Annotated in this window: 19 protein-coding genes; 14 read left to right on the forward strand and 5 right to left on the reverse strand. The window is 37.4% G+C overall.

Translation table 11 applies throughout. The annotated features are described in order from the left end of the window. The first annotated feature begins 201 nt into the window (after nucleotides 1-201). Entirely contained in the window at nucleotides 202-1,659 is a 1,458-nt protein-coding gene (gene sufB / locus C1A06_RS03520; protein WP_101688839.1) for a Fe-S cluster assembly protein SufB, read from the forward strand. Between the two features lie 53 nt (nucleotides 1,660-1,712). On the opposite strand, the gene C1A06_RS03525 is transcribed toward sufB, so the two are convergent. The 3 genes from C1A06_RS03525 to C1A06_RS03535 all read right to left on the reverse strand — a co-directional run bounded on the left by C1A06_RS03525 (nucleotide 1,713) and on the right by C1A06_RS03535 (nucleotide 4,607). Then, nucleotides 1,713-2,399 (reverse strand): hypothetical protein, encoded by a 687-nt coding sequence (locus C1A06_RS03525; RefSeq protein ID WP_101688840.1) that lies wholly within the window; start codon nucleotides 2,397-2,399, stop codon nucleotides 1,713-1,715. A gap of 102 nt (nucleotides 2,400-2,501) precedes the next feature. After that, nucleotides 2,502-3,215 carry a tetratricopeptide repeat protein gene (locus tag C1A06_RS03530; RefSeq protein WP_101688841.1) on the reverse strand — a complete coding sequence of 238 codons (714 nt, stop codon included), beginning with the start codon at nucleotides 3,213-3,215 and terminating at the stop codon, nucleotides 2,502-2,504. Between the two features lie 96 nt (nucleotides 3,216-3,311). Further along, nucleotides 3,312-4,607: a M64 family metallopeptidase gene (locus tag C1A06_RS03535; protein WP_101688842.1), complete on the reverse strand. Its 1,296-nt coding sequence runs from the start codon at nucleotides 4,605-4,607 to the stop codon at nucleotides 3,312-3,314. Nucleotides 4,608-4,862: 255 nt separating this feature from the next. Here C1A06_RS03535 and C1A06_RS03540 point away from each other — a divergent pair, with 255 nt between their 5' ends. The 13 genes from C1A06_RS03540 (at nucleotide 4,863) to C1A06_RS03600 (ending at nucleotide 19,584) form a co-directional block, all read left to right on the forward strand. Further along, nucleotides 4,863-7,577: a putative LPS assembly protein LptD gene (locus C1A06_RS03540; protein WP_245871995.1), complete on the forward strand. Its 2,715-nt coding sequence runs from the start codon at nucleotides 4,863-4,865 to the stop codon at nucleotides 7,575-7,577. Between the two features lie 131 nt (nucleotides 7,578-7,708). Next, entirely contained in the window at nucleotides 7,709-8,749 is a 1,041-nt protein-coding gene (gene pstS, locus C1A06_RS03545) for a phosphate ABC transporter substrate-binding protein PstS (protein ID WP_101688844.1), read from the forward strand. Nucleotides 8,750-8,776: 27 nt separating this feature from the next. Further along, entirely contained in the window at nucleotides 8,777-9,625 is an 849-nt protein-coding gene (pstC, locus tag C1A06_RS03550; RefSeq protein ID WP_101688845.1) for a phosphate ABC transporter permease subunit PstC, read from the forward strand. Then, nucleotides 9,622-10,500, forward strand: coding sequence for a phosphate ABC transporter permease PstA (pstA, locus tag C1A06_RS03555; protein WP_101688846.1), 879 nt, complete (start codon nucleotides 9,622-9,624; stop codon nucleotides 10,498-10,500). The genes pstC and pstA overlap by 4 nt, the downstream gene beginning before the upstream one ends. Continuing rightward, the gene (gene pstB, locus C1A06_RS03560) at nucleotides 10,485-11,261 is read left to right on the forward strand and encodes a phosphate ABC transporter ATP-binding protein PstB (RefSeq protein ID WP_101688847.1); all 777 of its coding nucleotides are present in this window, start codon (nucleotides 10,485-10,487) and stop codon (nucleotides 11,259-11,261) included. Before pstA ends, pstB begins: the two co-directional genes overlap by 16 nt. 41 nt (nucleotides 11,262-11,302) lie before the next feature. After that, complete coding sequence (phoU, locus tag C1A06_RS03565) at nucleotides 11,303-11,971, forward strand: phosphate signaling complex protein PhoU (RefSeq protein WP_245871996.1); 669 nt, start codon at nucleotides 11,303-11,305, stop codon at nucleotides 11,969-11,971. After that, a complete protein-coding gene (gene phoB / locus C1A06_RS03570; RefSeq protein WP_101688849.1) occupies nucleotides 11,955-12,650 on the forward strand; it encodes a two-component system response regulator PhoB in 696 nt (231 codons plus the stop codon). Before phoU ends, phoB begins: the two co-directional genes overlap by 17 nt. 15 nt (nucleotides 12,651-12,665) lie before the next feature. Then, nucleotides 12,666-14,393 (forward strand): sensor histidine kinase, encoded by a 1,728-nt coding sequence (gene phoR / locus C1A06_RS03575; protein WP_101688850.1) that lies wholly within the window; start codon nucleotides 12,666-12,668, stop codon nucleotides 14,391-14,393. A 234-nt stretch (nucleotides 14,394-14,627) separates the two neighbouring features. Next, entirely contained in the window at nucleotides 14,628-15,050 is a 423-nt protein-coding gene (ruvX, locus tag C1A06_RS03580; protein ID WP_101688851.1) for a Holliday junction resolvase RuvX, read from the forward strand. Nucleotides 15,051-15,066: 16 nt separating this feature from the next. Further along, on the forward strand, nucleotides 15,067-15,624 hold the full coding sequence (gene def, locus C1A06_RS03585; RefSeq protein ID WP_101688852.1) for a peptide deformylase: 558 nt from the start codon (nucleotides 15,067-15,069) through the stop codon (nucleotides 15,622-15,624). 15 nt (nucleotides 15,625-15,639) lie between these two features. Next, entirely contained in the window at nucleotides 15,640-16,362 is a 723-nt protein-coding gene (locus tag C1A06_RS03590) for a polysaccharide biosynthesis/export family protein (protein ID WP_101688853.1), read from the forward strand. Nucleotides 16,363-16,364: 2 nt separating this feature from the next. Further along, a complete protein-coding gene (locus C1A06_RS03595) occupies nucleotides 16,365-17,177 on the forward strand; it encodes a polysaccharide biosynthesis/export family protein (RefSeq protein WP_101688854.1) in 813 nt (270 codons plus the stop codon). 19 nt (nucleotides 17,178-17,196) lie between these two features. Then, entirely contained in the window at nucleotides 17,197-19,584 is a 2,388-nt protein-coding gene (locus C1A06_RS03600; protein ID WP_101688855.1) for a polysaccharide biosynthesis tyrosine autokinase, read from the forward strand. Nucleotides 19,585-19,605: 21 nt separating this feature from the next. Here C1A06_RS03600 and C1A06_RS03605 read toward each other — a convergent pair whose 3' ends face one another. Next, nucleotides 19,606-20,268: a M15 family metallopeptidase gene (locus C1A06_RS03605; protein ID WP_101688856.1), complete on the reverse strand. Its 663-nt coding sequence runs from the start codon at nucleotides 20,266-20,268 to the stop codon at nucleotides 19,606-19,608. Beyond that, nucleotides 20,265-23,243 carry a serine hydrolase domain-containing protein gene (locus tag C1A06_RS03610; protein WP_101688857.1) on the reverse strand — a complete coding sequence of 993 codons (2,979 nt, stop codon included), beginning with the start codon at nucleotides 23,241-23,243 and terminating at the stop codon, nucleotides 20,265-20,267. Before C1A06_RS03610 ends, C1A06_RS03605 begins: the two co-directional genes overlap by 4 nt. Nucleotides 23,244-23,763: the final 520 nt, after the last annotated feature.

Consider the following 23,763-nt stretch of genomic DNA (forward strand, 5'->3'; position numbering starts at 1 on the left):
GACAAAGGCTGTATGTCTTATTAAGTTCTGACCAGGATAATCATCTTTACAAACGCAGTGCGTAAACACATTCTCTATCTATTACAGATGCAAAAAATTGATATCTGTGTAGAATATAAGAGAATGTGTTTATCTTTGTAATGATATAAAGTGGCCTGCTTATAGGCTGAATAAATTGTTTTTTCGATAAAAATAATCATAATGCAAGAAGATCAAGATAAAATTTTAGATGAGATAACCTCCAGTGAATATAAATATGGTTTCGTGACAGATATCGAAACAGAAGTTATTCCGGTAGGTTTGAACGAAGAGGTCGTTCGTCTGATCTCGGCCAAGAAAAACGAGCCGGAATGGATGCTCGAATTTCGTTTGAAAGCTTTCCGTTATTGGCAAACGTTGGATATGCCTAAATGGGCACATTTGGATATTCCTGAGATTGACTACCAGTCTATCAGTTACTATGCAGCTCCGAAAAAGAAAGACGGACCAAAAAGCTTGGATGAAGTAGACCCTGAATTGCTTAAAACTTTCGATAAGCTAGGCATTCCTTTGCACGAGCGCGAAGCTTTGGCTGGAGTGGCTCCTATGGCTGTGGATGCTGTTGTGGATAGTGTTTCTGTGAAAACAACATTCAAATCAACGTTGGCTGAGAAAGGAATTATTTTCTGTTCATTTAGCGAAGCTGTTCAAGAACATCCCGAGTTGGTGAAGAAATATCTGGGCACGGTAGTTCCTTACCGCGACAATTTCTTTGCAGCACTGAACTCAGCAGTATTCAGCGACGGATCGTTTGTTTATATTCCGAAAGGAGTACGTTGCCCAATGGAGCTTTCTACATATTTCCGTATTAATGCTTCAAATACCGGTCAGTTTGAACGTACACTGATTGTTGCCGATGATGATTCGTATGTAAGTTATTTGGAAGGATGTACAGCACCTATGCGTGACGAAAATCAGCTTCATGCAGCTATAGTTGAAATTATTGCGATGGATCGCGCTGAAGTGAAATATTCGACAGTTCAAAACTGGTACCCTGGAGATAAAGAAGGTAAAGGTGGTATCTATAACTTCGTTACTAAACGTGGTATCTGTAAAGGGGTATCATCAAAAATATCGTGGACTCAGGTTGAGACTGGTTCGGCTGTTACTTGGAAATATCCGTCATGTATTCTTGCAGGAGATAATTCGATCGGAGAATTCTATTCAGTAGCCGTCACAAACAACTATCAGCAGGCTGATACCGGAACTAAGATGATTCACTTGGGCAAGAATACCAAGAGCCGTATCGTGTCGAAAGGTATTTCGGCAGGAAAGAGTCAGAACGCATACCGCGGATTGGTACGTGTAGCAGCTAAAGCTGAAAATGCGCGTAATCACTCGCAGTGTGATAGTTTGTTGCTTGGCGATCAGTGTGGAGCACATACTTTCCCATATTCGGATATTGCAAATCCAACAGCTGTGATCGAGCATGAGGCTACAACTTCTAAGATCAACGAAGATCAAATCTTCTATTGTAATCAACGCGGTATTTCTACCGAGGACGCAGTAGGAATGATTGTGAACGGATATGCAAAAGAGGTTATGCAAAAACTACCAATGGAGTTTGCTGTTGAAGCTCAGAAGCTTCTTCAAATAAGTCTAGAGGGTAGTGTAGGATAAAAAGAGAATTTAGTTAGAATACAGTATAAGGGGTGTGCTGAAAAGTGCATTCCTTATTTGTATTTATAGTCGTATGTATTAGTAAATATATATAGACCTGTTTTAGAATCATAAATAGCTATGGGAGGGATAGAGATTCTATTGCCTTTTCTAAGTAGGTTTTGCTTATTTTCATCTTCGTGATAAAAATCTATGTCACCGATTTTATCTTCATGTAAAAATACAGATATAGGGGGGATGAGACCTCCATATCCATACCTTTTGTTATTCATTAATGGTTTGGACGTGTCTTCATTGATGATATCGTATTTGAGGATAGAGTTACTCCTTAATAGAGTAGTGTCTATGCGGATATTCAGTCGGGGAGGATCAATTGCTTTGAATTTAATGTAATGCGTTATTGTATCAGTAGAATTACTATTGTTTTTGGTCGCATATGATGTAAATATTTTAACAGAACCTTTTTTATTTGGCTTTATAAAATATTCTATATAACTATGAGCTGTTGTGTCATGGATAATTTGTCCATTATCGGTCCAAATCGCTACTAATTTTCCTGGTGTGTTTATGTAGATTGGGTTTCTTGTTCCGAACCAAAGGTGGTTTATGATACCATCAAAACTAATTCCGTCACTTTGAGGTACTGAAATATAAGCTGTGTGTTTAGTAGAGCAGGAATGCGCTATGAGTATGCTTATGGTTAAAAGTATAATATACTGATATTTTCTTATAGGATACATAATAGTATATTTGTGTTTTGCTTAGCAGCATAAATATACAATAAAAATGAAAAAGAGGCTACTCGTTTGAGTAACCTCTTCATATAATTTCGAATGGATCGCTTATTTACCTGCTTTTAGTAGGTTTGCTTCTTCGATATATTTGTCAGCTTCCATAGCTACTGGCGAATTCATATACTGATCTTTGATCAATGTGTATATTTCGATCACTTTATCGTATTTACCTTGCTCGCGATAAATGTTTGCAGCTTTTTGGTAGAATAGTGGGCTGTGGATAAAGTTATCTAACGATTTCGCAGCCTTCTCATAATATGAGATTGCTTCACCAGCTTTTCCGTCAGCACGAAGGCAATCGCCGATTGTACCTTGTACCATGTATGAGATTACTTCGTCGCCGCTTGAGCTGTATGATTTCAAGAAATCAAGAGCTTTTGCATAGTTGCCCATACGAGCGTAGCAGATACCTGCATATGCGTTAGCCAGATTTCCAGTGCTTGTTGAGCTGTATTCTTTTGCTACTTTTTCGAATCCGATGTATCCGTTAGCGTCTCCGAACAAAGCAAGCGAGTCTAGTCCTGATTCGTAATAGATTTGACCTTGTGCTATTGCGTTTTGTGCATCCTTGGTTTTTGGTCCTACGTAGAAGTGTTGGTATGCAAGATAACCGCATGCGATGATCACAAATACACCTATAGCGCCAAAGATATAGTTGCTGTATTTTTCAAGAAAGCTTTGTGATTTAATCACAGCATTATCGATGCTTTCCCATTCTTTTTCTCCGCGAAGCTCCGCTTCTTTCTTTTTATTAGACGACATTTTATCGATTAATTTATTTTATTATAACAGTTTACAATTCAAATTCAGAGCGACAAAAATAGCTGTTTTCTTTTTATAAAGAAAATCTTAGTGCTATTATTTTTGTTCGGTATAAAATTTTATAATCTCTTCGATCACTTTTTGACATGCCGGACAGAAGTCGTCGCAGGTGTTGGTGTGCATGCGACAGTCTATTGACGATCTGTACATTCCTTTCGATAAGTAGCCTGCACCTTCGAAAACACCTATAGGGTATTTTTTTACAGAGTTTTCGTCAGTATGTGTCGGTATGGGAGTTCCTTTCATTAAGAGGTTTTCCCATTTATCTTTGAAATTGACTAAAGATGTGATGTTCTTCTCCCAAGGCTCGATGTTTGTAGTGTATGTTGCGTCCAGTACATCGCTCTCGTAGAAGTATTCATCTCCCAGACCAGCAAAGCTATGTCCAAACTCGTGCACTACTACAGGCTTGAAACCTCGGTGTCCGGTGGTCGTTAGTGTATAAGCATTGAATATTCCTCCTCCACCATATACGTCAGTCTTTGCAAGAATGATAATATGTGCATACGGAATACCGGCAATAGCATCGTGAAGATCGAAGACATGTGAAGTGGTTAGATAGCGATCGGAATAGAATGTGTCGAAGTGAGAACTAAATGCTGTTTGTTGCCATTTATTTTCCCTAGGAACACTTACGCCCGATTGAGTAGATGCTGTTTCGATTGCGATGAAATTGAAACGATCTGCAAATTTCTTAAACGGGGTGTGTGCAATGATTTCCGAAACCGCTGTTCGGGCATGCTTGTAAAAGAGCTGCATGTCCTTCTTGGTATACCCTTCGGCTACTATAGCAACATTTATAGGCGAATATAAACTGCTGTCGGCTTTGTGGATATATCTATATGGAACAGTATTTCGTAGTCCTTGTTTTTTGATAAGTATATCTGTTGGATCCACTTCGTGCGAAAAGGCTTTGTTGTAATTGCCTTTTCTGTCGCGGAAGCTAATCTCCACTCTTACTTTTTGTTTTGGAAATGGAACCAAGTATGTGTTTTCGAAGCTGCGCTTGAGCTTTTTAGCTTCATCGGTCGTTTGCCATTCTTGGAATAGGGTGCTGAACGCATCACGATAGATACATTTGTTGGATGCCAAATCGTACACAGATATTTGGCCGTTCCCACTGAGGTAAAGTTCAGATAAGTTATGCTTTCGTCCGCTCCATTGAGGTAATTGTATAAGTCCGCTTAGCGCGACTTCTTTAGACTCGTTGTCTCCAGAAAATATATAGTCGATGCGAAGCGCATTATTCGTGAAGTGTTCTTCGAATTTCTGAGCCGAGATGGATATTACGCATAAGATTATTGCACAACAAATAAGAGTGAGTTTTTTCATGAGATCGAATTTATTTACGGCAACTTGTACGATATTATATTGTTAAAGAAACGAAAGATACGAAAAAATAGGATGTATTTTCCCTTTTTTTCAATGAGCTATGCCTTCTTTTAACTTATAAATGATTAGTTTTGCACCAAAAATTGGTCACAATATTACATTGGGTCATTTATAATGCGTAGATCTAGAGTCTTATTATGTGCCTTTGCGCTCCTTTTGTTTTCAACGCCTTTCTGGGCGGCGAGGCCTTCGTATATGCATATATCGCAGATCAAATCGCTACTGAAAGATACACTTCTACCCAAACTAACTGATTCGCTTACGCTGGATTCAACTATTGTTGATCCCGATTCGTTAGCGTTGCCCGTTGATAGCTTACCTGTTGATAGCCTACTTTCGGATACTACTAAGAAAAAGAAATCGGGACTTGATGCTACCGTTGATTTTAAAGCGAATGACTCGATTATTTTCGAATCCGGAAACTGGGGATATTTGTATGGTGCCAGCGAAGTATATTATACAAACCTGAATCTTAAAGCAGAGCGAATGATCCTGAACATGGATAGCAGCTTGGTTTGGGCTTCCTTTGGTTTGGATACAGCCGGACAAGAATTTGGTTATCCGATTTTCGATCAGGAAGGTACTACCTACGAGTCGAAAGAGATGAAATATAACTTCAAGACTGGAAAAGGATTTACTCGTCATACTGTGACCGAACAAGGTGAAGGTTATGTTGTAGCTGGAGAATCGAAAAAGAATCCGGACAATTCATTCTTTATGACGAATGGTAAATACACGACTTGTGACCATCACGATCATCCGCATTTCTATTTCAAGATGACTAAAGCTAAAGTTACTCCGGGAAAGAATGTAGTCTTTGGACCAGGATACTTAGTTATTGAAGACTTGCCAATCCCGTTTCTGGGAGTTCCTTTCGGTTTCTTCCCGTTTACTAAGAAATACTCTTCAGGGGTTATTCTTCCTTCGTTTGTAGATGACTTTGACAGAGGTTTCGCTTTGCACGATGGAGGATATTACTTTGCAATTAATGATCATGTTGATTTACGATTAACTGGAGAGATATACACTAAAGGATCTTGGGGAGTGAATGCCCGTTCGTCATACAAAAAAATGTACAAGTATAGCGGTAATGTTGATTTTGGTTATCAGTATTCTAAGTATGGTGATAAAGGTGTAGATCAGTCAGTTACTAAATCGATACGTCTAAATTGGTCACACTCGCAAGACCCTAAGGCAAATATGTATCGTACGATATCGGCTAATGTGCAGTATTCGAGTAGCGCATATAACCGTAATCAACTGAATATGTTAGGAACACCGAACTATACTGAAGATCAAAAAAGTTCGAGTGTGAATATAACTCAGAAAATACCGAACACTCCTTGGACCATATCGGCTTCGATGAGTGTAAATCAGCAACAAAGTACCGAAATGGTTTCGTTAACTTTGCCTGATGTCAATGTGTCGATGAGCCGTATATATCCGTTCAAGCGTAAGAGTGCTGTTGGAGAAGAACGTTGGTACGAAAAAATATACATGGGCTATACAGCCAATATCAGAAACAGTATCAGAACAAAAGAAGACAGCCTTTTCAAATCAGATATTCGTAAAGACTGGCAAAATGGTATCAAACATAATATTCCGATTGGTGCAACATTTAGTGTACTCAACTATTTGAACATTACTCCATCTTTCAATTATACAGAACGTTGGTATACGCAAAAAGTAAATTATCATTACGATAGAAGGGAAGGTAAAATCGCTCAAACAGATACGGTAACCGGATTTAATCGCGTGTATGATTTTAACTTTAACTTATCTTTCGAGACAAAAGTATATGGTATGTATACTCCATTATTCTTGAAAAATAAAATTGATCGTATACGTCACGTCTTTAGTCCATCGATAAGTTTTTCTTATCAACCTGATTTTGGAGATCCCAAATATGGGGCTTACGAGCCTATAAACTATTTTGATGAATATGGGCATCGAAACGAATTTCAGAATATTTATTCACCTTATTCGAGGAATATTTTCGGAACTGCACCCCGAGGTAAGCAAAGTTCGATCAACTTTTCATTCAAGAATAACTTGGAGATGAAAATTAGAACAGCAAACGACTCTCTGAAAAAGATTAGTTTGATTGATGATCTAGGAGTCAATTTTAGTTATAATATGGCTGCCGATTCCTTTAAGTTGAGTAATATTGGAGTGAATATGCGTCTGAAGCTGAGTAAGTCGTTGACTGTAGCTCTGAGTGGTCAGTTCGATCCGTATTTGTATGAAGGAGTGAAGGATGAATATGGACAAATCACAAGGCTGAGACAAGTTGATAAATTGCGAATATCAAATGGAAAAGGATTTGGACGTCTTATAAGTACAAGTTATTCGATAAGTCCTTCTATAAACCAAGATACATTCAAGAAATGGTTTGGTAAAGGAGATAATAAGGATAAGAATAATAAAAATCAAAATCGGGATAGTTCCGAATCAGGTAACTCTTCTGGCGGTGAAAGGAGTGGAAGCTTGCTACAGCGTAAAACCGAGGATGAAGGAGAATATGATGATGATGGCTATCTGAAGAATGAGATTAAGTGGAACGTAAACTTCAACTATGGTATGCGTTTGACTCAAGACATGAATAGGATCGATCTCAAAAATATGGAATATAAACGTAAGCTTGTACATAATTTCGGGCTGAGTGGTCAAATACAGCCGACCAAGAATTGGAATCTCTCTTTCAGTGCCGATTATGACTTTGATAATAAGAGATTTATTATACCTAATATATCAATATCGAGAGACTTGCATTGTTGGAATCTTTCGGCGAACTTTTCTCCATCAGGAAACTTCTTCTATGTGAAATTGAGTGCTAGTTCGCAAATGCTACAAGACCTTAAATACGAGGAGCGCAGTCGTAGATCCAGTCTGGATCCAGAGTGGGATTGATCTGTGTTATTGTCATATTATCAATGAGATAATAAATGCTCTACCTTTCTTAACAAAAACGTAACAGGGGTGTAATTATCCTGTTACAAGCGTTGCGTAATATTGCAGTAGATTTTTAATAAGACAAAACTATGAAGAAAATATTACTGTTATCGCTTGCGGCTGTTGCAATGCTTACATCATGTGGAAATCAATCGCCAAAGATATCTGGAGCCGGGGCTACTTTTCCTGCACCATATTATAATTTAGCATTCAAAGAATTTACTAAAACCTCTGCAATAGATGTTACTTACGGAGCAATTGGTAGTGGCGGAGGAATCAGAAGCTTGAAAGATAAAACGGCTGATTTCGGAGCAACTGATGTGTTCTTATCGGAAGAAGAAAGATCTGAAATGGGAGCAGAGGTATTGCATGTTCCAACTGCACTAGGTGCTGTTGTTCTTTCATATAAACTAGAAGGAATAGATAATTTAAATCTAACAGCTGAAGTTATTTCAGACATATTCAGAGGCAAGATCACAAAATGGAACGATGTGAAATTAGCATCAATAAATCCAGGTGTTGTATTGCCTGATAAAGCTATAACTCCGGTTTATCGTTCGGATGGTAGTGGTACAACTTATGTATTCTCGGATTATATGACAAAAGCTGATAGCTTGTGGTCGGTTGATCTTGGTCGTGGGAAATCTCTTAATTTCTCAGTCGGAGTAGCTGCTAAAGGAAATCCCGGTGTAGCTGGTATAGTAGCTGAAACTGAAGGGTCTATTGGTTATATAGGATCAGAATATGCGTTTGCACTAAGTCTGAAAGTAGCTAAGTTGCAGAATAAATCAGGAAACTTTATCGAAGCAAATAATAATTCGATATCTGCTGCCGCAAACGTAGAGATTCCAGACAATACATGTACAATGATTACAGACTCAGATAATCCTGAAGCATATCCAATCAGTACTTTTACATGGATTATCCTATACAAAGAGCAAGCGTACAACGATCGTACACAAGAACAAGCGAAGAGCTTGGTTAGTTTGCTCAACTTTATGATCGGCGAACAAGGTCAAGATTTAGCAGCCAAAACACATTATTCTCCTCTTAAGGGTATAGCCCTTGAAAAGACAAAAGCGGTGGTAAACTCGATCCAATATAACGGACAACCCGTTTCACAAAACTAATAAGGAACAATGCTCTAATAGCGAGTAATGAAAGACAAGATATTTAAAGGAATTTTATTCTTAGCAGCCTGCCTGATCATATTGCTCACGGCAGGCATTGTATACGGATTAATTAGCCAGAGTACTGCTGCTCTTGGTGAGTTTGGAGTGTTTAACTTCATTACATCAGATGCGTGGGATGCTCGTAACGATCAATATGGTGCCTTGCCTTTTATTAGCGGGACTATGCTGACAGCCATTCTGGCACTGATATTCTGTATACCTTTTTCATTATCCATTGCATTATTCAATGGAGAGTATTTCCGAAATAAGAAGATTTCGACAATAGTTAGTTCTGTTGTCGATCTTTTGGCTGGAATACCCTCTATTGTTTATGGTTTGTGGGGGTTTTATGCACTGCGACCAATCATAGTAGATATGGGAATCAATGATCAGGGATTTGGTGTATTGTTAGCTTCAATCGTGTTGGCAATAATGATCATTCCATACGCATCGTCGTTGAGTACCGAGTTTATTTCGATGGTACCAAATGATTTAAAAGAGGGTGCCTATAGTCTGGGAGCAACGAATCAGGAGGTTATCCGTTCGATAAGTCTTCCAGTTGCAGGGTCGGGGATTTTCGCTGCGTACATTTTGGCTTTCGGTCGTGCATTAGGCGAAACAATGGCCGTTACAATGTTGATTGGTAATACCAACAATATTGCCACTTCTTTGTCCGATACGGGTAATACTATGGCAAGTATCATTGCCAATCAGTTTGGCGAGGCAAGCGGAATGAAATTAAGTTCACTGATGGCTATCGGATTGTTGTTGTTTTTGATAACGGCTTCTATCAATTTCGTAGCTAAGTATATAATGAAAATTATCAATAAATGAAAAAGTCATTTTTCTCGAGTACACGATATCGTTTGGCGAAGAATAATTTATTCTTCTATGCCGTATGTGGTTTTTCGGGTATAGTGATGATACCGTTGTTCCTTATCCTTTGGGAGCTATTCAAGAAAGGATACAAGCAATTCAATGTTGCTTTGTTTACTGAGGTGTCACCTACATCGATGGATGCTATGGTAGCACGTATGACCGATAGTCCTATTCCGGGAGGTATATTGAATGGGATAACAGGTACCGCCCTGATATTAGCGGCAGCAATTGTAATTGCTATTCCGATCGGAATACTTACAGGTATTTATCTGGCAGAAAATCCCACCAAGAAAATGGCATCTTTTGTACGTAGTTTATCCGATTTATTGCAAGGAATACCTTCAATAGTTATCGGGGTAATTGTGTATATTTGGGTAGTAGTACCTATGCATACATATTCTGCCTTAGCGGGTAGTGTAGCTCTGGCTATTATGATGTTGCCAATGATTATCAGATCTACCGAAGAAAGCTTGAAGATGCTTCCCGCGTCGTTAAAAGAAGCTGGGCTTGCATTGGGCGGTTCGTATACATCGGTAGTCATTCGGATATTGCTTCCTTCGGCTTTCGGAGGCTTATTCACCGGATCACTATTGGCAATCTCAAGGGTGATGGGCGAAACTGCGCCACTGATGGTTACTGTGCTTGGTGCATCGATAGTCAGCTGGGATCTTACGCATCCTACAAGTGCACTTTCGCTCTTGATTTGGGAGTTTTACAACGATCCGAATCTGGCCGATCTTGTATGGTCAACATCACTGTTGTTGTTAATAATAGTTTTAGGAGTTAATATTTTTGCTAAAAGCATCGCTAAAAAATGGAAAATACAATAAATTCAAATTATATATTGGAACTGAAAGATGTATCAGTTGCATACAATCCCGAGAAAAAAGCTGTAGAGGGAGTAACTGCCGCTATTGAGGCAAATTCGGTAACGGCTATTATGGGACCTTCTGGTTGTGGAAAAAGTACATTGTTGCGTGCGATTAATCGTATGCACGATCTTTACCCAACTATAAAAACTACCGGAGAAATACTTCTGAAGGGAGAGGATGTATTCAAAATGAATCCAATGAAGGTACGTCGCTTGGCTGGAATGGTTTTTCAACGTCCTAATCCATTCCCTACAATGAGTATCTATGATAATGTCATTGCAGGGTATAAATTAAACGGAATCAAGTTAGGTAAAACAGAACGCGATGAAGTCGTAGAAAATAGCTTGCGTAGCGTAGCACTTTGGGATGAGGTGAAAGATTCGATTAACAAGAAGGGAACTTTTTTGTCGGGAGGTCAGCAGCAACGTTTGTGTATTGCTCGTGCTTTGGCTTTGAAACCTGAGGTATTGCTTATGGATGAACCTACATCAGCTCTTGACCCGATTTCGACAAATCGTATCGAGGAATTGATTCTGGAACTGAAAGAACAATACACAATTGTTATTGTTACGCACAATATGTCGCAGGCTGCCCGCATCTCGGATAAGTCGATGTTTATGTATTTGGGGCATTTAATCGAGTATGATTCAACGAAACAGATGTTTACAAAACCGAAAGACAAACGTACGGAGGATTATTTGACAGGTGTATTTGGATAATATTATAAGAAACATTAAAACAAGATACAATGACTATAAATATGAAACGTAAGCAACTTCAGATTCTGATGAATGATTTCGAGTTGCTATCAAAAACAGCTTTGTTACAACTCCAGATTGTATCGAAATTGCTGGAAAATAAAAATATAGAATCTCTGATTGAAGAATCTCAGGCAAATGAAATAATAATTGATCGTCTGGAATTGAAGGTTCGTGAAGAGATTGTTTTCGCCATATTCCGTTTTACTCCTAAGGCAAGTGATTTGCGTCAAATAATAACTTATCAGGATATTACTACAAATTTGGAACGAATAGGTGATATGTGCTTAAATATTATTGCTTATATTCGAGAAACCGATTTGGATGCTAGGCAGTTTGCTGAAGTGAAAAAGGGCATAGCCAAAATGCTGAAATATACATCAGAGATGCTTCAAAATGCAATTATCTCATTCAGCAATGAAGATTCTAAATTGGCTTACGAAGTACTAAAAGAAGATGATAAAGTTGATGAGTTGTATCATCAATTGAAAAATTGGCTTCAGAAAGAATTTGCAGGTAAACAGGTAACCGAAGAAGATTTACGTGCAATCGTTAATATAGAAACAATAACTCATAATCTGGAACGTATAGGCGACAGTGCTACTAATATAGCCGAATCGACTATATATATGACAGATGGAAAAGATATAAGGCATGCAGATAACGACTGATAAAATATCAATTCTTGTGGTTGACGACGAAGTTGATATCCGTGAAATTCTTGAATTTAATCTCGAGAACGAAGGATATGAAGTAGATGCGGCACGTTCGGCAGAGGAGGCTTCGAAAATGTTGTCAGACAAACATCAACTGATTTTGTTGGATGTGATGATGGGAGGTATGTCGGGTTTTAAATTTGCAGATCATCTGAGAAAATCAGGGAATAATATCCCGATTATATTTCTCACGGCAAAAGATACCGAAAACGATATGCTTACGGGATTCTCTATAGGTGGTGATGATTATATCTCAAAGCCATTCTCGATAAAAGAAGTCATCGCTCGCGTAAAAAGTATTCTTAAACGTGTTGCTATAGCTGCAAGCGAAAAAGAAGATAAGATCAAGGTAGATGGTTTAGAAGTTGACCTTCTGAATCAGACTGTAGCAGTGAATGGACAATCAATAGAATTGACAAAGACTGAATATAATATACTATTGATGTTGTTGCAGGACGAAGGACGGTTTTTCTCGCGGACGGATATATTGAACAGAGCATGGGGTAATAGAGGTATTGTAGTAGATCGTACAGTTGATGTGCATATTGCCCGATTGAGAAAGAAAATAGGACCTTACGGAGACTGTATTGTAAATCGTACGGGTTATGGATATGGTTTTGTACGTAAAGATTAATAATAAAGTATTGCGATGAAGCTGAGTTATAAGAAACGTGTGTTTTTTTCTTTTCTGATTATTTTTGCTGCTTTCTCGGCCTTGATAGTCTATGTTGAACAAAAAGAAGAAATAAGATATAAGACACAAGCCCTGGAGAACGAGCTGGATGATTATGCCGATATAGTGCATAATTATGTAAAAAAGTATCATCTGAATGATACAAATATGTCTCAAATTCATGAGCTGATCGATGTGCTTCCCGAAGGAGCACGTGTAACAATACTAAAGCCCGATGGAACAGTTGTCTTTGATCGCGAAGTAGCCGATGTGTCTACTTTAGAGAATCACAGCAATCGTCCCGAAATTCTGCGTGCGCAGTATCAAGGTCAGGGTAGTGATATAAGGATGTCTACTTCTGTGCAGCAAGAGTTTCTCTATTATGCTAAATCATATGAAGATAGCTTCGTTCGAATGGCTTTACCTTACAATATTGAAGTCCAGAATCTGTTGAAAGCTGACAATATGTTTATATATGTTGTTGTTGGCTTGTTCCTTTTGGTCCTTTTACTACTGAATTACGCGGTTAGTAGATTTGGTAAATCAATAACAGAATTGAAGCATTTTTCTTCTCTGGTAAAAAATAACACACCGCTTCCAAAAGAAATTGATTTTCCGGAAGACGAACTGGGAGCTATTGGTAATGAATTGGTGGAGATCTTTAAGCAGCGTGAAAAAGATAAAAAACAGCTGGAAGTTGAACGCGAAAAACTGATTCGACACTTCAAGTATTCGGCCGAAGGGTTTGCTATATTTTCGAGCGAAAAGAAGCAGCAATTCTGTAATTCACATTTTCTGCAATACTTAAATCTGTTGATTGATGATCCTGCTTTGGATGCTAATATCTTATTCCGGGAAGAAATTTTTAAGCCTGTAACAGACTTTGTTGACACTACTGATCGGAAAAAGAGCCAGAATGTATTCCAGATTAACAAGAATGGTCGTTCGTTTGTTATTCAGACGGTTATATATGAAGATAAGACTTTCGAAGTTTCCATTCGCGATATAACTCAAGCTGAAAAAACACGCTTGATAAAGCAGGAAATGACTAACAACATTGCACACGAACTTCGCACTCCAGTAACAAGTTTGCGTGGTTATCTTGAGACACTTGCAGGGACAGAGTTGTCGGAAGAAAAACGGAAACAATTTACTGATAGAGCCTACATACAATCGATTCGTCTTTCAAATTTAATTGATGATGTAAGCCTGCTGAGCAAGATTGAAGAGCCTCTTTCTCGTTTTACTTTCGAGGAGGTTAATCTGTCTGATATTATATCTGAAGTTCGAATTGATTTAGCTGACAAAATTGAACAGAATAATATAAAATTGAATGTGTCGGTCAGACCCGACTTGAAGATTAAAGGTAATCATGGATTGATCTATTCGATATTCCGTAATATGATTGATAATTCGATCAATTATGCTGGGGATTCAACAGTTATTAATATAAGTAACTATCTTGAAGATGAAAAGTTTGTTTACTTCTCATACTTTGATACGGGCAAAGGGATTGATGAGAAATTACTCCCTCGAATCTTCGAAAGATTCTATCGTGGCGATGAAGGACGTACAAGAGAAAGCGGTGCTTCGGGTCTAGGCTTAGCTATAGTGCGAAATGCGGTTCTGGTACATCGAGGAGAAATACAAGCGAAGAATAGAGTAGGAGCCGGATTAGAGTTTTTGTTCACATTGCATAAATAATCAATATCGTACATGTAAAAAAGACCGACTAAATATTTAGTCGGTCTTTTTTTGTCGAAAATAAGAGGAAGATGGAATTCGTGCTCATAGTGGACGCGAATGACTAAAACGAATAGTCGTAGACTCGAATAAAAAAGATTATTGCTGTTTCTTGTAAAATAATAAGAAAACTTTAACGTTATTTGCTTATTGATAATGCAATATAGCATATTTTATCTACCTTTGTTCGCTAATATGGGACGATTATTGGCTATCGATTATGGGACAAAACGTACGGGTATAGCCGTATCGGATCCGCTTCAAATAATTGCAAATGGGCTGACGACAGTTCCAACGCATAAAATATTTGAGTTTTTAAAAACATATTTGGCACAAGAAAAGGTAGAATGTATTATTGTAGGTCTTCCAAAACAGATGAATAATCAAGAGTCAGAGAATATGAAGAATATTCGTCCTTTTGTGAAGAAACTACAAACAATCTATCCTAATATGAAAATTGAACTTTACGATGAACGGTTTACGTCGGTGATGGCACAACAAGCAATCATAGACAGTGGACTGAAAAAGAAAGATAGACAGAATAAAGCTTTGGTAGATGAGGTAAGTGCTACGATAATCCTGCAAAGCTATATGGAAAGCTTAAGAATGAAATTTTAAATATTGAAAATTATATATGATACTACCTATATATCTTTACGGGCAGCCTGTATTGAGAAAAGAGACGAGAGAACTAGATAAAGATTATCCTAAATTGGATGAATTGATAGCCAATATGTTTGAAACAATGTATAATGCTGAAGGCATCGGACTTGCAGCTCCTCAAGTGGGATTAGACTTGAGATTGTTTGTGGTTGATCTAGAGCCATTGGCTGAAGATGATCCCAAATATGCAGGCTTCAAAAAAGTATTTATCAATCCTCAGATCATTGAAAGTAAGGGGGATCTTGTCAAAATGAACGAAGGATGTTTGAGCCTTCCCGGATTGTCTGAATCAGTAGAAAGAGAGAGTATAATCCGCATTCAATATCTTGACGAAAATTTCGTTGAATATGACGAAGTGTACGACGATTTCTTTGCTCGCTGTATTCAACACGAATATGATCATATAGAGGGTGTCCTTTTTATCGATCATATTTCGCCTATACGTAAACAGTTGATTAAGTCGAAATTGAATAACATGATCAAAGGGAAAGTTGGATGCCATTATAGGACTAAGGCTGTTCAGAAATAAATAACACAAAATTCGATGAAAGTAAATAAGATAATATTCCTATTGCTTATCTTGGTTAGTTTTATCAGTTCGTGTACAACAACTCGTGACACAAACTTTTTACAAAATATACCTAAGGATTATAAGCCAGCTCCCGAGCCAGACTATAGAGTGATTGCAGGTGACCAGCTTCGTATAAAGATTTTTTCTTTGTACGGAACTCTCAATGATGAATTGGGCGCATTTGCTGATGGTGGTGTTCTAAATATCAGACAGGATGGGACAATTAAAATTCCATATTTAGGGAAAGTATATGTTGAAGATTTGACATTATTTGAAATCGGTACATTGCTCACACAGAAATTTGAAGCAATAGGAGAAGGCGTTACAGCTACAGTTGTATTGAACAATATGTATATCTCTTTATTGGGAGAAATGGGAACAACTAGAATTGCTATGCCTAAACCAATTATGACGATCTATGAGGTGATGGCTATGACTACTGTTCCAAATTTGGCAGGTGATCGTAAGAAAGTTACTATTCTTCGCCAAACAAAAGATGGTTCAGTTATCAAAGAATTTGATATTCGTACGAAAGATATTGTTGATAGCGAATTCTTTTATATCCAGCCAAATGATGTTGTTTATGTTGCTAAATCTAAGAAGGTATTCGTCGGTAATGGAACGAATCTAGGCAGTTCTATAGGTGTCATTACTGGAGTGATTGGTCTTGTGTTAATGTTGGTTAGACTATTTTAGATATGAAAGGAATGAAAATTATCAAAGTCTTTTTAATGATGTCAATCTTGACCTCATTGTTTTCTTCCTGCATCACGAGTGAAGAAACAAACTATTTGCAATCAATTAATATTCCCTATGAAAAACAGGCTTTTAAACCCTATAAGTTGGCTGTGAATGACTTGGTTAAATGTGAAATATCTACTCGAGATGTTAACTTTAGATCGGTTTTTAGCAGTATTATTCAAGGAAATGCAGTGACAAATGAAGCCCAAAATGCAGGGAGAGTAGCTGGAGCTAATAGTGTCATGCAGCGAAATGTATACCAAATTCATAAAAATGGTAAGATATTATTGCCTTTTTTTGGCGAAGTAGATATACTTGGATATACTATTGAAGAAGCCGAAGAAATAATTCAGGCAAAAATGAGAGAATCTATTACTGATGCGATTGTCAGTTTGAGCCTCTATAATAATGCATTCTATGTTTTGTCGGATAGAGGAGCTGTGCGAGGAAGGTTTGCGATTTATAAAGAGAATATGACAATTTACGAAGCAATAACTCAGATAGGATTGGGAGCAAATATTTCTCTGGATTTTAGAGATGTAAAGGTATTGCGTAAAAACGATGATGGTACAACAGAAATACGATCTTTTGACCTGCGAACAAAAGATGTAGTGCAATCAGAATTTTACTATATGATGCCAAATGATATGCTTTATTTTCCTACAAGCAAAAAGTCATTCTTTAGCATAACATCATTGTCTTCTTTCTTTACAACAATCTTAACCCCTGTAACTTTCTTATTAATGGTTACTAGGCTGAGATTAGATTAACTTTTAATGTAGATAACGAATGCGAACTAACAACAATATACCTAATATAAACGATCCGTATTTTGAGGAAATTAAAAGTAAAACTTCGATATCTTTCGATTTTGTGCTTTGGTTTTATCGTATACTGAAGTACTGGTATTTATTTGCAATTTCTATAGTTATTTGTATCATTTTTGCGAATCTAAGCACTAAGGGATGGATTCCATATTATCGTATTGGAGCAATAATGATGTTGGAGGATAGGGGTAATGTAAGCCCTGTAGCAGGTGCAGTTCCTTTGGGGACAATTTTACGTAATACGAATAATCAAAGAATTGTTTTGGAGTCGCGAGGAATGGTTGAAAAGACAGTCGGACGTTTGCCTGAACGAATGCGAGTAAATTATTTTCGGAAGACACATTTTAAGCAGTCAGGAATATATGGTTATTCGCCTGTCGTTGTTGATGTTATCGAATTGAAGCCCGGAGCTTATGGCAGAGTGTATACTGTAGCATCGGTTGATGATAATCATTGCCAAGTATACATAGAAGGAGCAGATCAAGCTTCCTCTTTCTCTATAGCAGTACCATATAATAAGATAATTGAAACAGAATGGTTTAAAGTTAAGTTTGTAAAGTCAGATAGTTACGAGAAGGATTTTTATGAATTTAAATTTAGTTTTCTGACAAAAGATCAATTGATTAACTCGTATGCTGGACGTATAGGCTGTAGTTTAATACTTAATGAATCAACAGCGTTTTCGCTAACTATGACTTCCAGTGAAGTAAATAAAGATCTGGAATTTATGAATGAGTTCCTTGCTGAATACCAGGATTATAACTTGTCGCTAAAGAATTTTCAAGCAGATTTGACGATTGATTTTATTGACAAGCAATTGTTAATTATTGGCGACTCGTTAGAGTCTTCACGCATCGCATTAGATGATTTTCAGCGTAATACTGGTGTGTATGAGGTAACATCACAATCTCTTCGCAGACAGATACGTGAGGCAGATAAAAGTCGTGAAGCTCAGGATATCAAAGAGCGTTCAATCTTGGTGGTAACTGATCGCGTGTTAACGTCACTCAAGGCAAACGAAGAGATAATTGATCCATCTATGTATGGTGTCAATGAACCTAGGCTTAGCCGTTACGTAAGAGATTATAACGAAATGCTTAAACGGTCAGAATACGTTGGGGTAAAAAATCCGACATTCGAGAAGGTAGTCTCGGAGCTGAATGATCAAAGAGAACTTATTTTGGCCGAGTTGCGACTTGTTCAATCGAACTTTGTAAAAGAAAAAGAGAGAGCTAAGGTTGTTTATGCAGAACTGGAAGCTGCAATTGATAGCCTTCCTCCTCAAGAGCGAATTTTGGTAAAACATCAACGAGAATATAACCTTAATGAAGTTTACCTGAATTACTTGACTCAGCGTAGATATGAGGCACAGATTCAAAGAGCATCTAATACTCCTGATAACTTCATATTGGAGAATCCAAGGATGACCTCTGGAGTTATAAACTCTGGATCAGCCTCTAAAGAGTATTCTTATTATATTCTATTAGGATGTCTGATCCCTCTTATTTTTGTTGTTCTTAAAGAGGAAATACTCAATTTTACAGTTTCAACGAAAGAGGAGTGTGAACGAATTTCCGGTTTCCCGGTAATTGGAACAATAGAGAATGTCTCAAAGAAAATAAGCAAAGGTATTACCTTGGTTAAAAATTACCCAAAGTCGAGCTTTGCTGAGTCGTTCCGAAATATGAGAGTTCGAATTGAGTATATGGCTAAAAAAGACAGTCATGTTGCGGTGCTTATAACCTCTACCGAACCTGCAGATGGGAAGACATTTGTAGCTACTAATATTGCTTCAGTATATCAGTTGATGGGCAAAAAGGTGCTTCTGCTGGACTTAGACTTGCGTCGTCCATCAGTGTCAAAGACTTTGAAATTGCCTACTACAGCAAAGGGAGTCTCGAATTATCTGATTGGTCAGGTTGAGCTTGATCAAATAATTATGTCACATCCTAGTTATGGATTTGATATTATTCCTGCAGGAACACTCCCTCCTAATCCGAGTGAATTGATAAAAACAGAAAAAACGAAGAAGCTTATCGAGCATCTCCGTGAGCAATATGACTATGTAATTATCGACTGTAGTCCGATTGGATTAGTTTCGGATGCTTATATCTTGGCTAAAATAGTAGATACGTCATTATTTGTAATTCGCCGAGCTAAGACTAATAAATCATTTTTCAAAAGCGTTATTGGTCAGGTCAAATATGACGACGTACAAAATGTAGCATTAGTCTTTAATGATGTAAAAGGTCGTGAAGGTTATTACGGGACATCGCGTTATTATGGAGATAAGACTTATTATTTGAAGAAGAAAAGCTCTTATTATCACGACGACTACTTCGAAGATTAGAATACTTGTCTATCTTTTTAGTTATTTGAGTAGCTGATAATTCGCTCTGGCTTCTTGTAGAGAAATAGCGTTAAAATGCCACCATTCGCCCTTGACTGTAAGGAAGCCGGCTTCTGTCATTATCTTACGTAATAATCTGCGGTTTTTTACTTGTTCTTGGTTTAATAAGCCTTGAGCAATCAAACTATCTTCGTTTCGTATGCTGGCAGCTTTTCCAAAGAAATCGAAAGGAGTTCCCATGTCTAAAGGTCTTCCATACTGATCGCAAAGGGTAACATCCAAAGCCATGCCATAATTGTGTAGGCCCGTTCTATTTGGTTCGGCTACATAGATGGCGTAAGGAGTATTACGTACAGATTCATACATTTTGTATTGCACGCTTTGTGGGCGCGCAGCGTCGTAGATCAATATTGATAATTCAGGTGCAATCCTCCTAAGAATAGATACTGCTTTTTTAAGCTTTTCTATTGCGAGGGGATGTAGATATGCGCGGTTTAGATCCTTGTATAGAATACTTCTAGTGAAATTATCTGTTGTCGCGTATTTTAGTTCTACCCATGCTTCAGGAACTTGTGACTGTACCTCGACCATACCGGCTTCAATCAACTCCTTCTCTAATTTCGATTGAGAGAATATTGAAATACAGACTGTAATTAGAAATATAATAGAGTATAGTTTTTTCATTTTTTCATTGCTTGATATATAGTTTCCTGAATTCGTGATCGTATATCTAGCGACATTAGCTTTTTATGAGTTCTATCCGGATAAATTCTATTGGATAAGAAAATATAAATCAAATTATTATCAGGGTCAATCCAGAAACAAGTTCCAGTAAAACCCGTATGGCCATATGTCGAATTCGGAGAGCTGGGGCTCGTAGGGCTTGATTTGGCTGAACGCGTTTCTGTAGCATCAAAGCCTAGAGCTCGACGCGATATGGTACTGCGAGTTTTAGTAAATAATTCGACAGTCTTATCTGAGATGTATTCCTCTCCGCCATAGACTCCTTTGTTGAGTAGCATTTGGCATAATTTGGCAATATCATTTGCATTCGAAAATAATCCTGCATTACCGCTTATACCTCCCATAAATGCTGCACCCTCGTCGTGTACATAGCCTTGTAAAAGTTGTTTTCGTAAAAAATCGTCCTTTTCAGTGGGGACGATTTCATCTTTTTCAAACTTGTATAAAGGGTTGAATGTAGTTCTATCCATTCCGAGGGGCCGATAGAAACTATCTTGTAAGAAAGTATTTAAATCGGTTTTCGTTATATTTTCAACTACCTCTTTTAGTAGTATAAAGTTCAGGCAGCTATATCGATATACTTTTCTTTTGAGTAGTTTTGAATCTGCTATTGCTTGAATAATGGTGTCTCGGTAAGCTTTGTTTATGTACATGTGATCGGCTATCTGATTAAATCCTGCTTTGGGTTTCGATGAAACAAGGTCTTCTTTAAACTTGAAATGCTTGTTTACCCATGTATTGTCGTCAAATTTAATAGTGTAGTCACCACCTCTATATCTCTTGAAGAGGGTACCTTCGTAGGTCGAATCGTTAATTGCTTTTCTGTAATAAGGTATATAGGCTGTTAGCCGACTTTCGTGAAGTAGAGCGTCGCGGATTGTTATAGCTTTTTTGTCAGTATTCTTTAGTTGGGGTATGTATTGGCTAAATGTATTATTGAGCAGGATTTTTTTTTTATCATATAGGCTCATAACGGCTGGTGTAGTTGCTATGCCCTTAGTCATAGATGCAATGTCGTAAATTACTTCATCAGTAATTTCATCGTCCGATTTATATTTGAACTTGCCAAAAGCTTTACTATAGACAACAACGCCATCTTTGGCAACTAATACTTGACAACCAGGGAATGCTTTTTCTTCAATTCCTTCATTGACGATGAATTCTATACTGTCAAGTATTTGGCTGTTAAGTCCTATAGCCTCAGGAGAATTGTATCCTAAGCGTGTTTTGTATGTGTCTATTCCATCGCCAACTTTAAACAAGTCTTTTACGGATACCGGAATTTTCGCATTAATGTCAATTCCGCCAAATATCGATTGTGCAGCATATTCTTGAGCATATTGCGTGTCTTCGTATGCTAGGACTAATGCTTGCGATTTTTCGATAGATGTTTTGTATGCACTCATACGATATGGGATCGTGAAGAATGTAAGAATAGACTCCTTGCCTTCTATAACTCTTTCGATAGCGGTGTTTGAATTGCCTTTGGTAGTATGAACTGATATTATTAGGGTGTTAAATTCATTGAGCTTATTCTTCAGAGAAAGGAGATCACTTCCATCACTGACGTTGAAGCATGTTATATCGCCATATTTTTTTAACGATGAATGAAAAGAATTCCCATTTTTAGAACCGATTGAGATTGCTGCAACCTTACGTTTGTTAATCTGTTTGACTGGAATAATCTCATTTTTATTTCTAAGTAGTGTGATAGCTTTTGCATTCAGTTCTCGATTGAGATACTCTGCATATGGGATGTTGATGTCTTTTATAAGATTTTCGGTTTCTATCTTATCTTTGGTTACATCAAGAATAAATTTGTATGCTAATATTTTACGGCACTTGTTATTGATGATCTCTTCGGTTAAGACATTATCTTCAACTGCTTTTTTTATAGCACTGAATTGTCGTTGTGGGTTGATTGGTCCTAATAATATATCATTTCCAGCTAACAAAGCTCTTACACAATGATCTTTTTCATCCGATACGCCTTTCATAGCTAGCCCGTCTGTAAAAGTAAGACCTGAGAATCCAAGCTCATCTTTTAAGAAATCGGTAACTATTGCTTTTGATAATGATGATGGCTGCTTGATAGGATCTAATGCAGGAATATTCAGGTGGCCCACCATTACGGCCGAAAGGCCAGAGTCAATATATGCTTTGAAAGGTACGAGATCTGCTTCTTTAAGACGTTCTATGTTGTCGCTGATAAGCGGCAGTGCATAATGAGAGTCTACAGAGGTATTTCCATGTCCGGGAAAATGTTTTGTACTAGAAAGAACTTTTCCATCTTCAAGGCCTTTGGCATACATAATGCCTTTTCGAGTTACGTTCAGCGGATCTTCTCCATAAGATCGAATCCCGATCACAGGATTGTTCGGGTCACTGTTTACGTCCATTGTTGGAGCATAATTGATATGTATTCCCATTCTTCGACATTGTCGTGCGACTTCATTCCCATAGTAATAGAGTAGGGAATCGTTTTGTATAGCTCCAAGCATCATGTTCTTGGGGAAACGAGGAGTATTGGATAAGCGCATTGCTAGTCCCCATTCCCCGTCTATTGAGATCAGTAATGGAATTTTAGATTGGGCCTGAGCTGCATTTGTAATATTAACCTGCTCTTCGGGTGTTCCTTTCAGAAAAATAATTCCTCCTGCATGTTGCTTTTCTACCCAATTCAATATCTCTTGACGATGGGGTTCGCTTCCATAGGTAATTACAGTTATAAGTTGTCCTATACGTTCGTCGAGAGTCATTGTGTTGAAAACAGAATCGACCCAAGCTTGCATTTTTACTTGATCTGCGTTTTTATATAAGTTCGGTACTACTGTTCTTTTGTTCTGGGCAAATCCAATTTGTATAATACTACATGTAATTAACAGCAATCCTAGAATTTTATAGAGTTTTGTCATTGTTGTTTTATTGAAAGAGTTTGAGATGATGAACAAAAATACAATTTTATGATTATAAACCTATAGTGAAATGTGTTGTCAATCATTAAAAAAGTGATTCTTGGATCTTATTTATTTAGATGCATTGAGGATGTTCAGATCTTGTTGTATGTGAATTAATCTATAATCTTTTGCTAAGAGATAGGATCGTGAATTGAAAATAATGGCTGTTGATTCGTCTGCCGAAAAATATCTTGAAATTATTTTCTATCCTTAAGTAGGTGTAAATTTGATATTTGCACTTTTTTTGAATTGGTACTGTGAAAAAAACTTCTCAAAAGATTTGGATTGTATATATAAGTCTATTACTTTTGTACCCGCTTTAGAACGATAAGCGTTTCGGTTTGAAGCTATAAAACAAAGAGATCATTGACATAGTTATAAGAAAATATAGATACATACAAAGCGTGTAGTACATATAAGTATTACATATCAATTCCTACCCGGCTTTGATCTTTTGGATTGAAGCAAGGTAATAACG

This window comes from Dysgonomonas massiliensis (assembly GCF_900240225.1).
Lineage (GTDB): Bacteria > Bacteroidota > Bacteroidia > Bacteroidales > Dysgonomonadaceae > Dysgonomonas > Dysgonomonas massiliensis.

What these genes read in the sequence shown, in the direction of transcription:
- sufB (WP_101688839.1), top strand. Translation starts at nt 202, where the DNA reads ATGCAAGAAGATCAAGATAAAATTTTAGATGAGATAACCTCCAGTGAA.
- C1A06_RS03525 (WP_101688840.1), bottom strand. Translation starts at nt 2,399, where the DNA reads ATGTATCCTATAAGAAAATATCAGTATATTATACTTTTAACCATAAGC.
- C1A06_RS03530 (WP_101688841.1), bottom strand. Translation starts at nt 3,215, where the DNA reads ATGTCGTCTAATAAAAAGAAAGAAGCGGAGCTTCGCGGAGAAAAAGAA.
- C1A06_RS03535 (WP_101688842.1), bottom strand. Translation starts at nt 4,607, where the DNA reads ATGAAAAAACTCACTCTTATTTGTTGTGCAATAATCTTATGCGTAATA.
- C1A06_RS03540 (WP_245871995.1), top strand. Translation starts at nt 4,863, where the DNA reads ATGCATATATCGCAGATCAAATCGCTACTGAAAGATACACTTCTACCC.
- pstS (WP_101688844.1), top strand. Translation starts at nt 7,709, where the DNA reads ATGAAGAAAATATTACTGTTATCGCTTGCGGCTGTTGCAATGCTTACA.
- pstC (WP_101688845.1), top strand. Translation starts at nt 8,777, where the DNA reads ATGAAAGACAAGATATTTAAAGGAATTTTATTCTTAGCAGCCTGCCTG.
- pstA (WP_101688846.1), top strand. Translation starts at nt 9,622, where the DNA reads ATGAAAAAGTCATTTTTCTCGAGTACACGATATCGTTTGGCGAAGAAT.
- pstB (WP_101688847.1), top strand. Translation starts at nt 10,485, where the DNA reads ATGGAAAATACAATAAATTCAAATTATATATTGGAACTGAAAGATGTA.
- phoU (WP_245871996.1), top strand. Translation starts at nt 11,303, where the DNA reads ATGAAACGTAAGCAACTTCAGATTCTGATGAATGATTTCGAGTTGCTA.
- phoB (WP_101688849.1), top strand. Translation starts at nt 11,955, where the DNA reads ATGCAGATAACGACTGATAAAATATCAATTCTTGTGGTTGACGACGAA.
- phoR (WP_101688850.1), top strand. Translation starts at nt 12,666, where the DNA reads ATGAAGCTGAGTTATAAGAAACGTGTGTTTTTTTCTTTTCTGATTATT.
- ruvX (WP_101688851.1), top strand. Translation starts at nt 14,628, where the DNA reads ATGGGACGATTATTGGCTATCGATTATGGGACAAAACGTACGGGTATA.
- def (WP_101688852.1), top strand. Translation starts at nt 15,067, where the DNA reads ATGATACTACCTATATATCTTTACGGGCAGCCTGTATTGAGAAAAGAG.
- C1A06_RS03590 (WP_101688853.1), top strand. Translation starts at nt 15,640, where the DNA reads ATGAAAGTAAATAAGATAATATTCCTATTGCTTATCTTGGTTAGTTTT.
- C1A06_RS03595 (WP_101688854.1), top strand. Translation starts at nt 16,365, where the DNA reads ATGAAAGGAATGAAAATTATCAAAGTCTTTTTAATGATGTCAATCTTG.
- C1A06_RS03600 (WP_101688855.1), top strand. Translation starts at nt 17,197, where the DNA reads ATGCGAACTAACAACAATATACCTAATATAAACGATCCGTATTTTGAG.
- C1A06_RS03605 (WP_101688856.1), bottom strand. Translation starts at nt 20,268, where the DNA reads ATGAAAAAACTATACTCTATTATATTTCTAATTACAGTCTGTATTTCA.
- C1A06_RS03610 (WP_101688857.1), bottom strand. Translation starts at nt 23,243, where the DNA reads ATGACAAAACTCTATAAAATTCTAGGATTGCTGTTAATTACATGTAGT.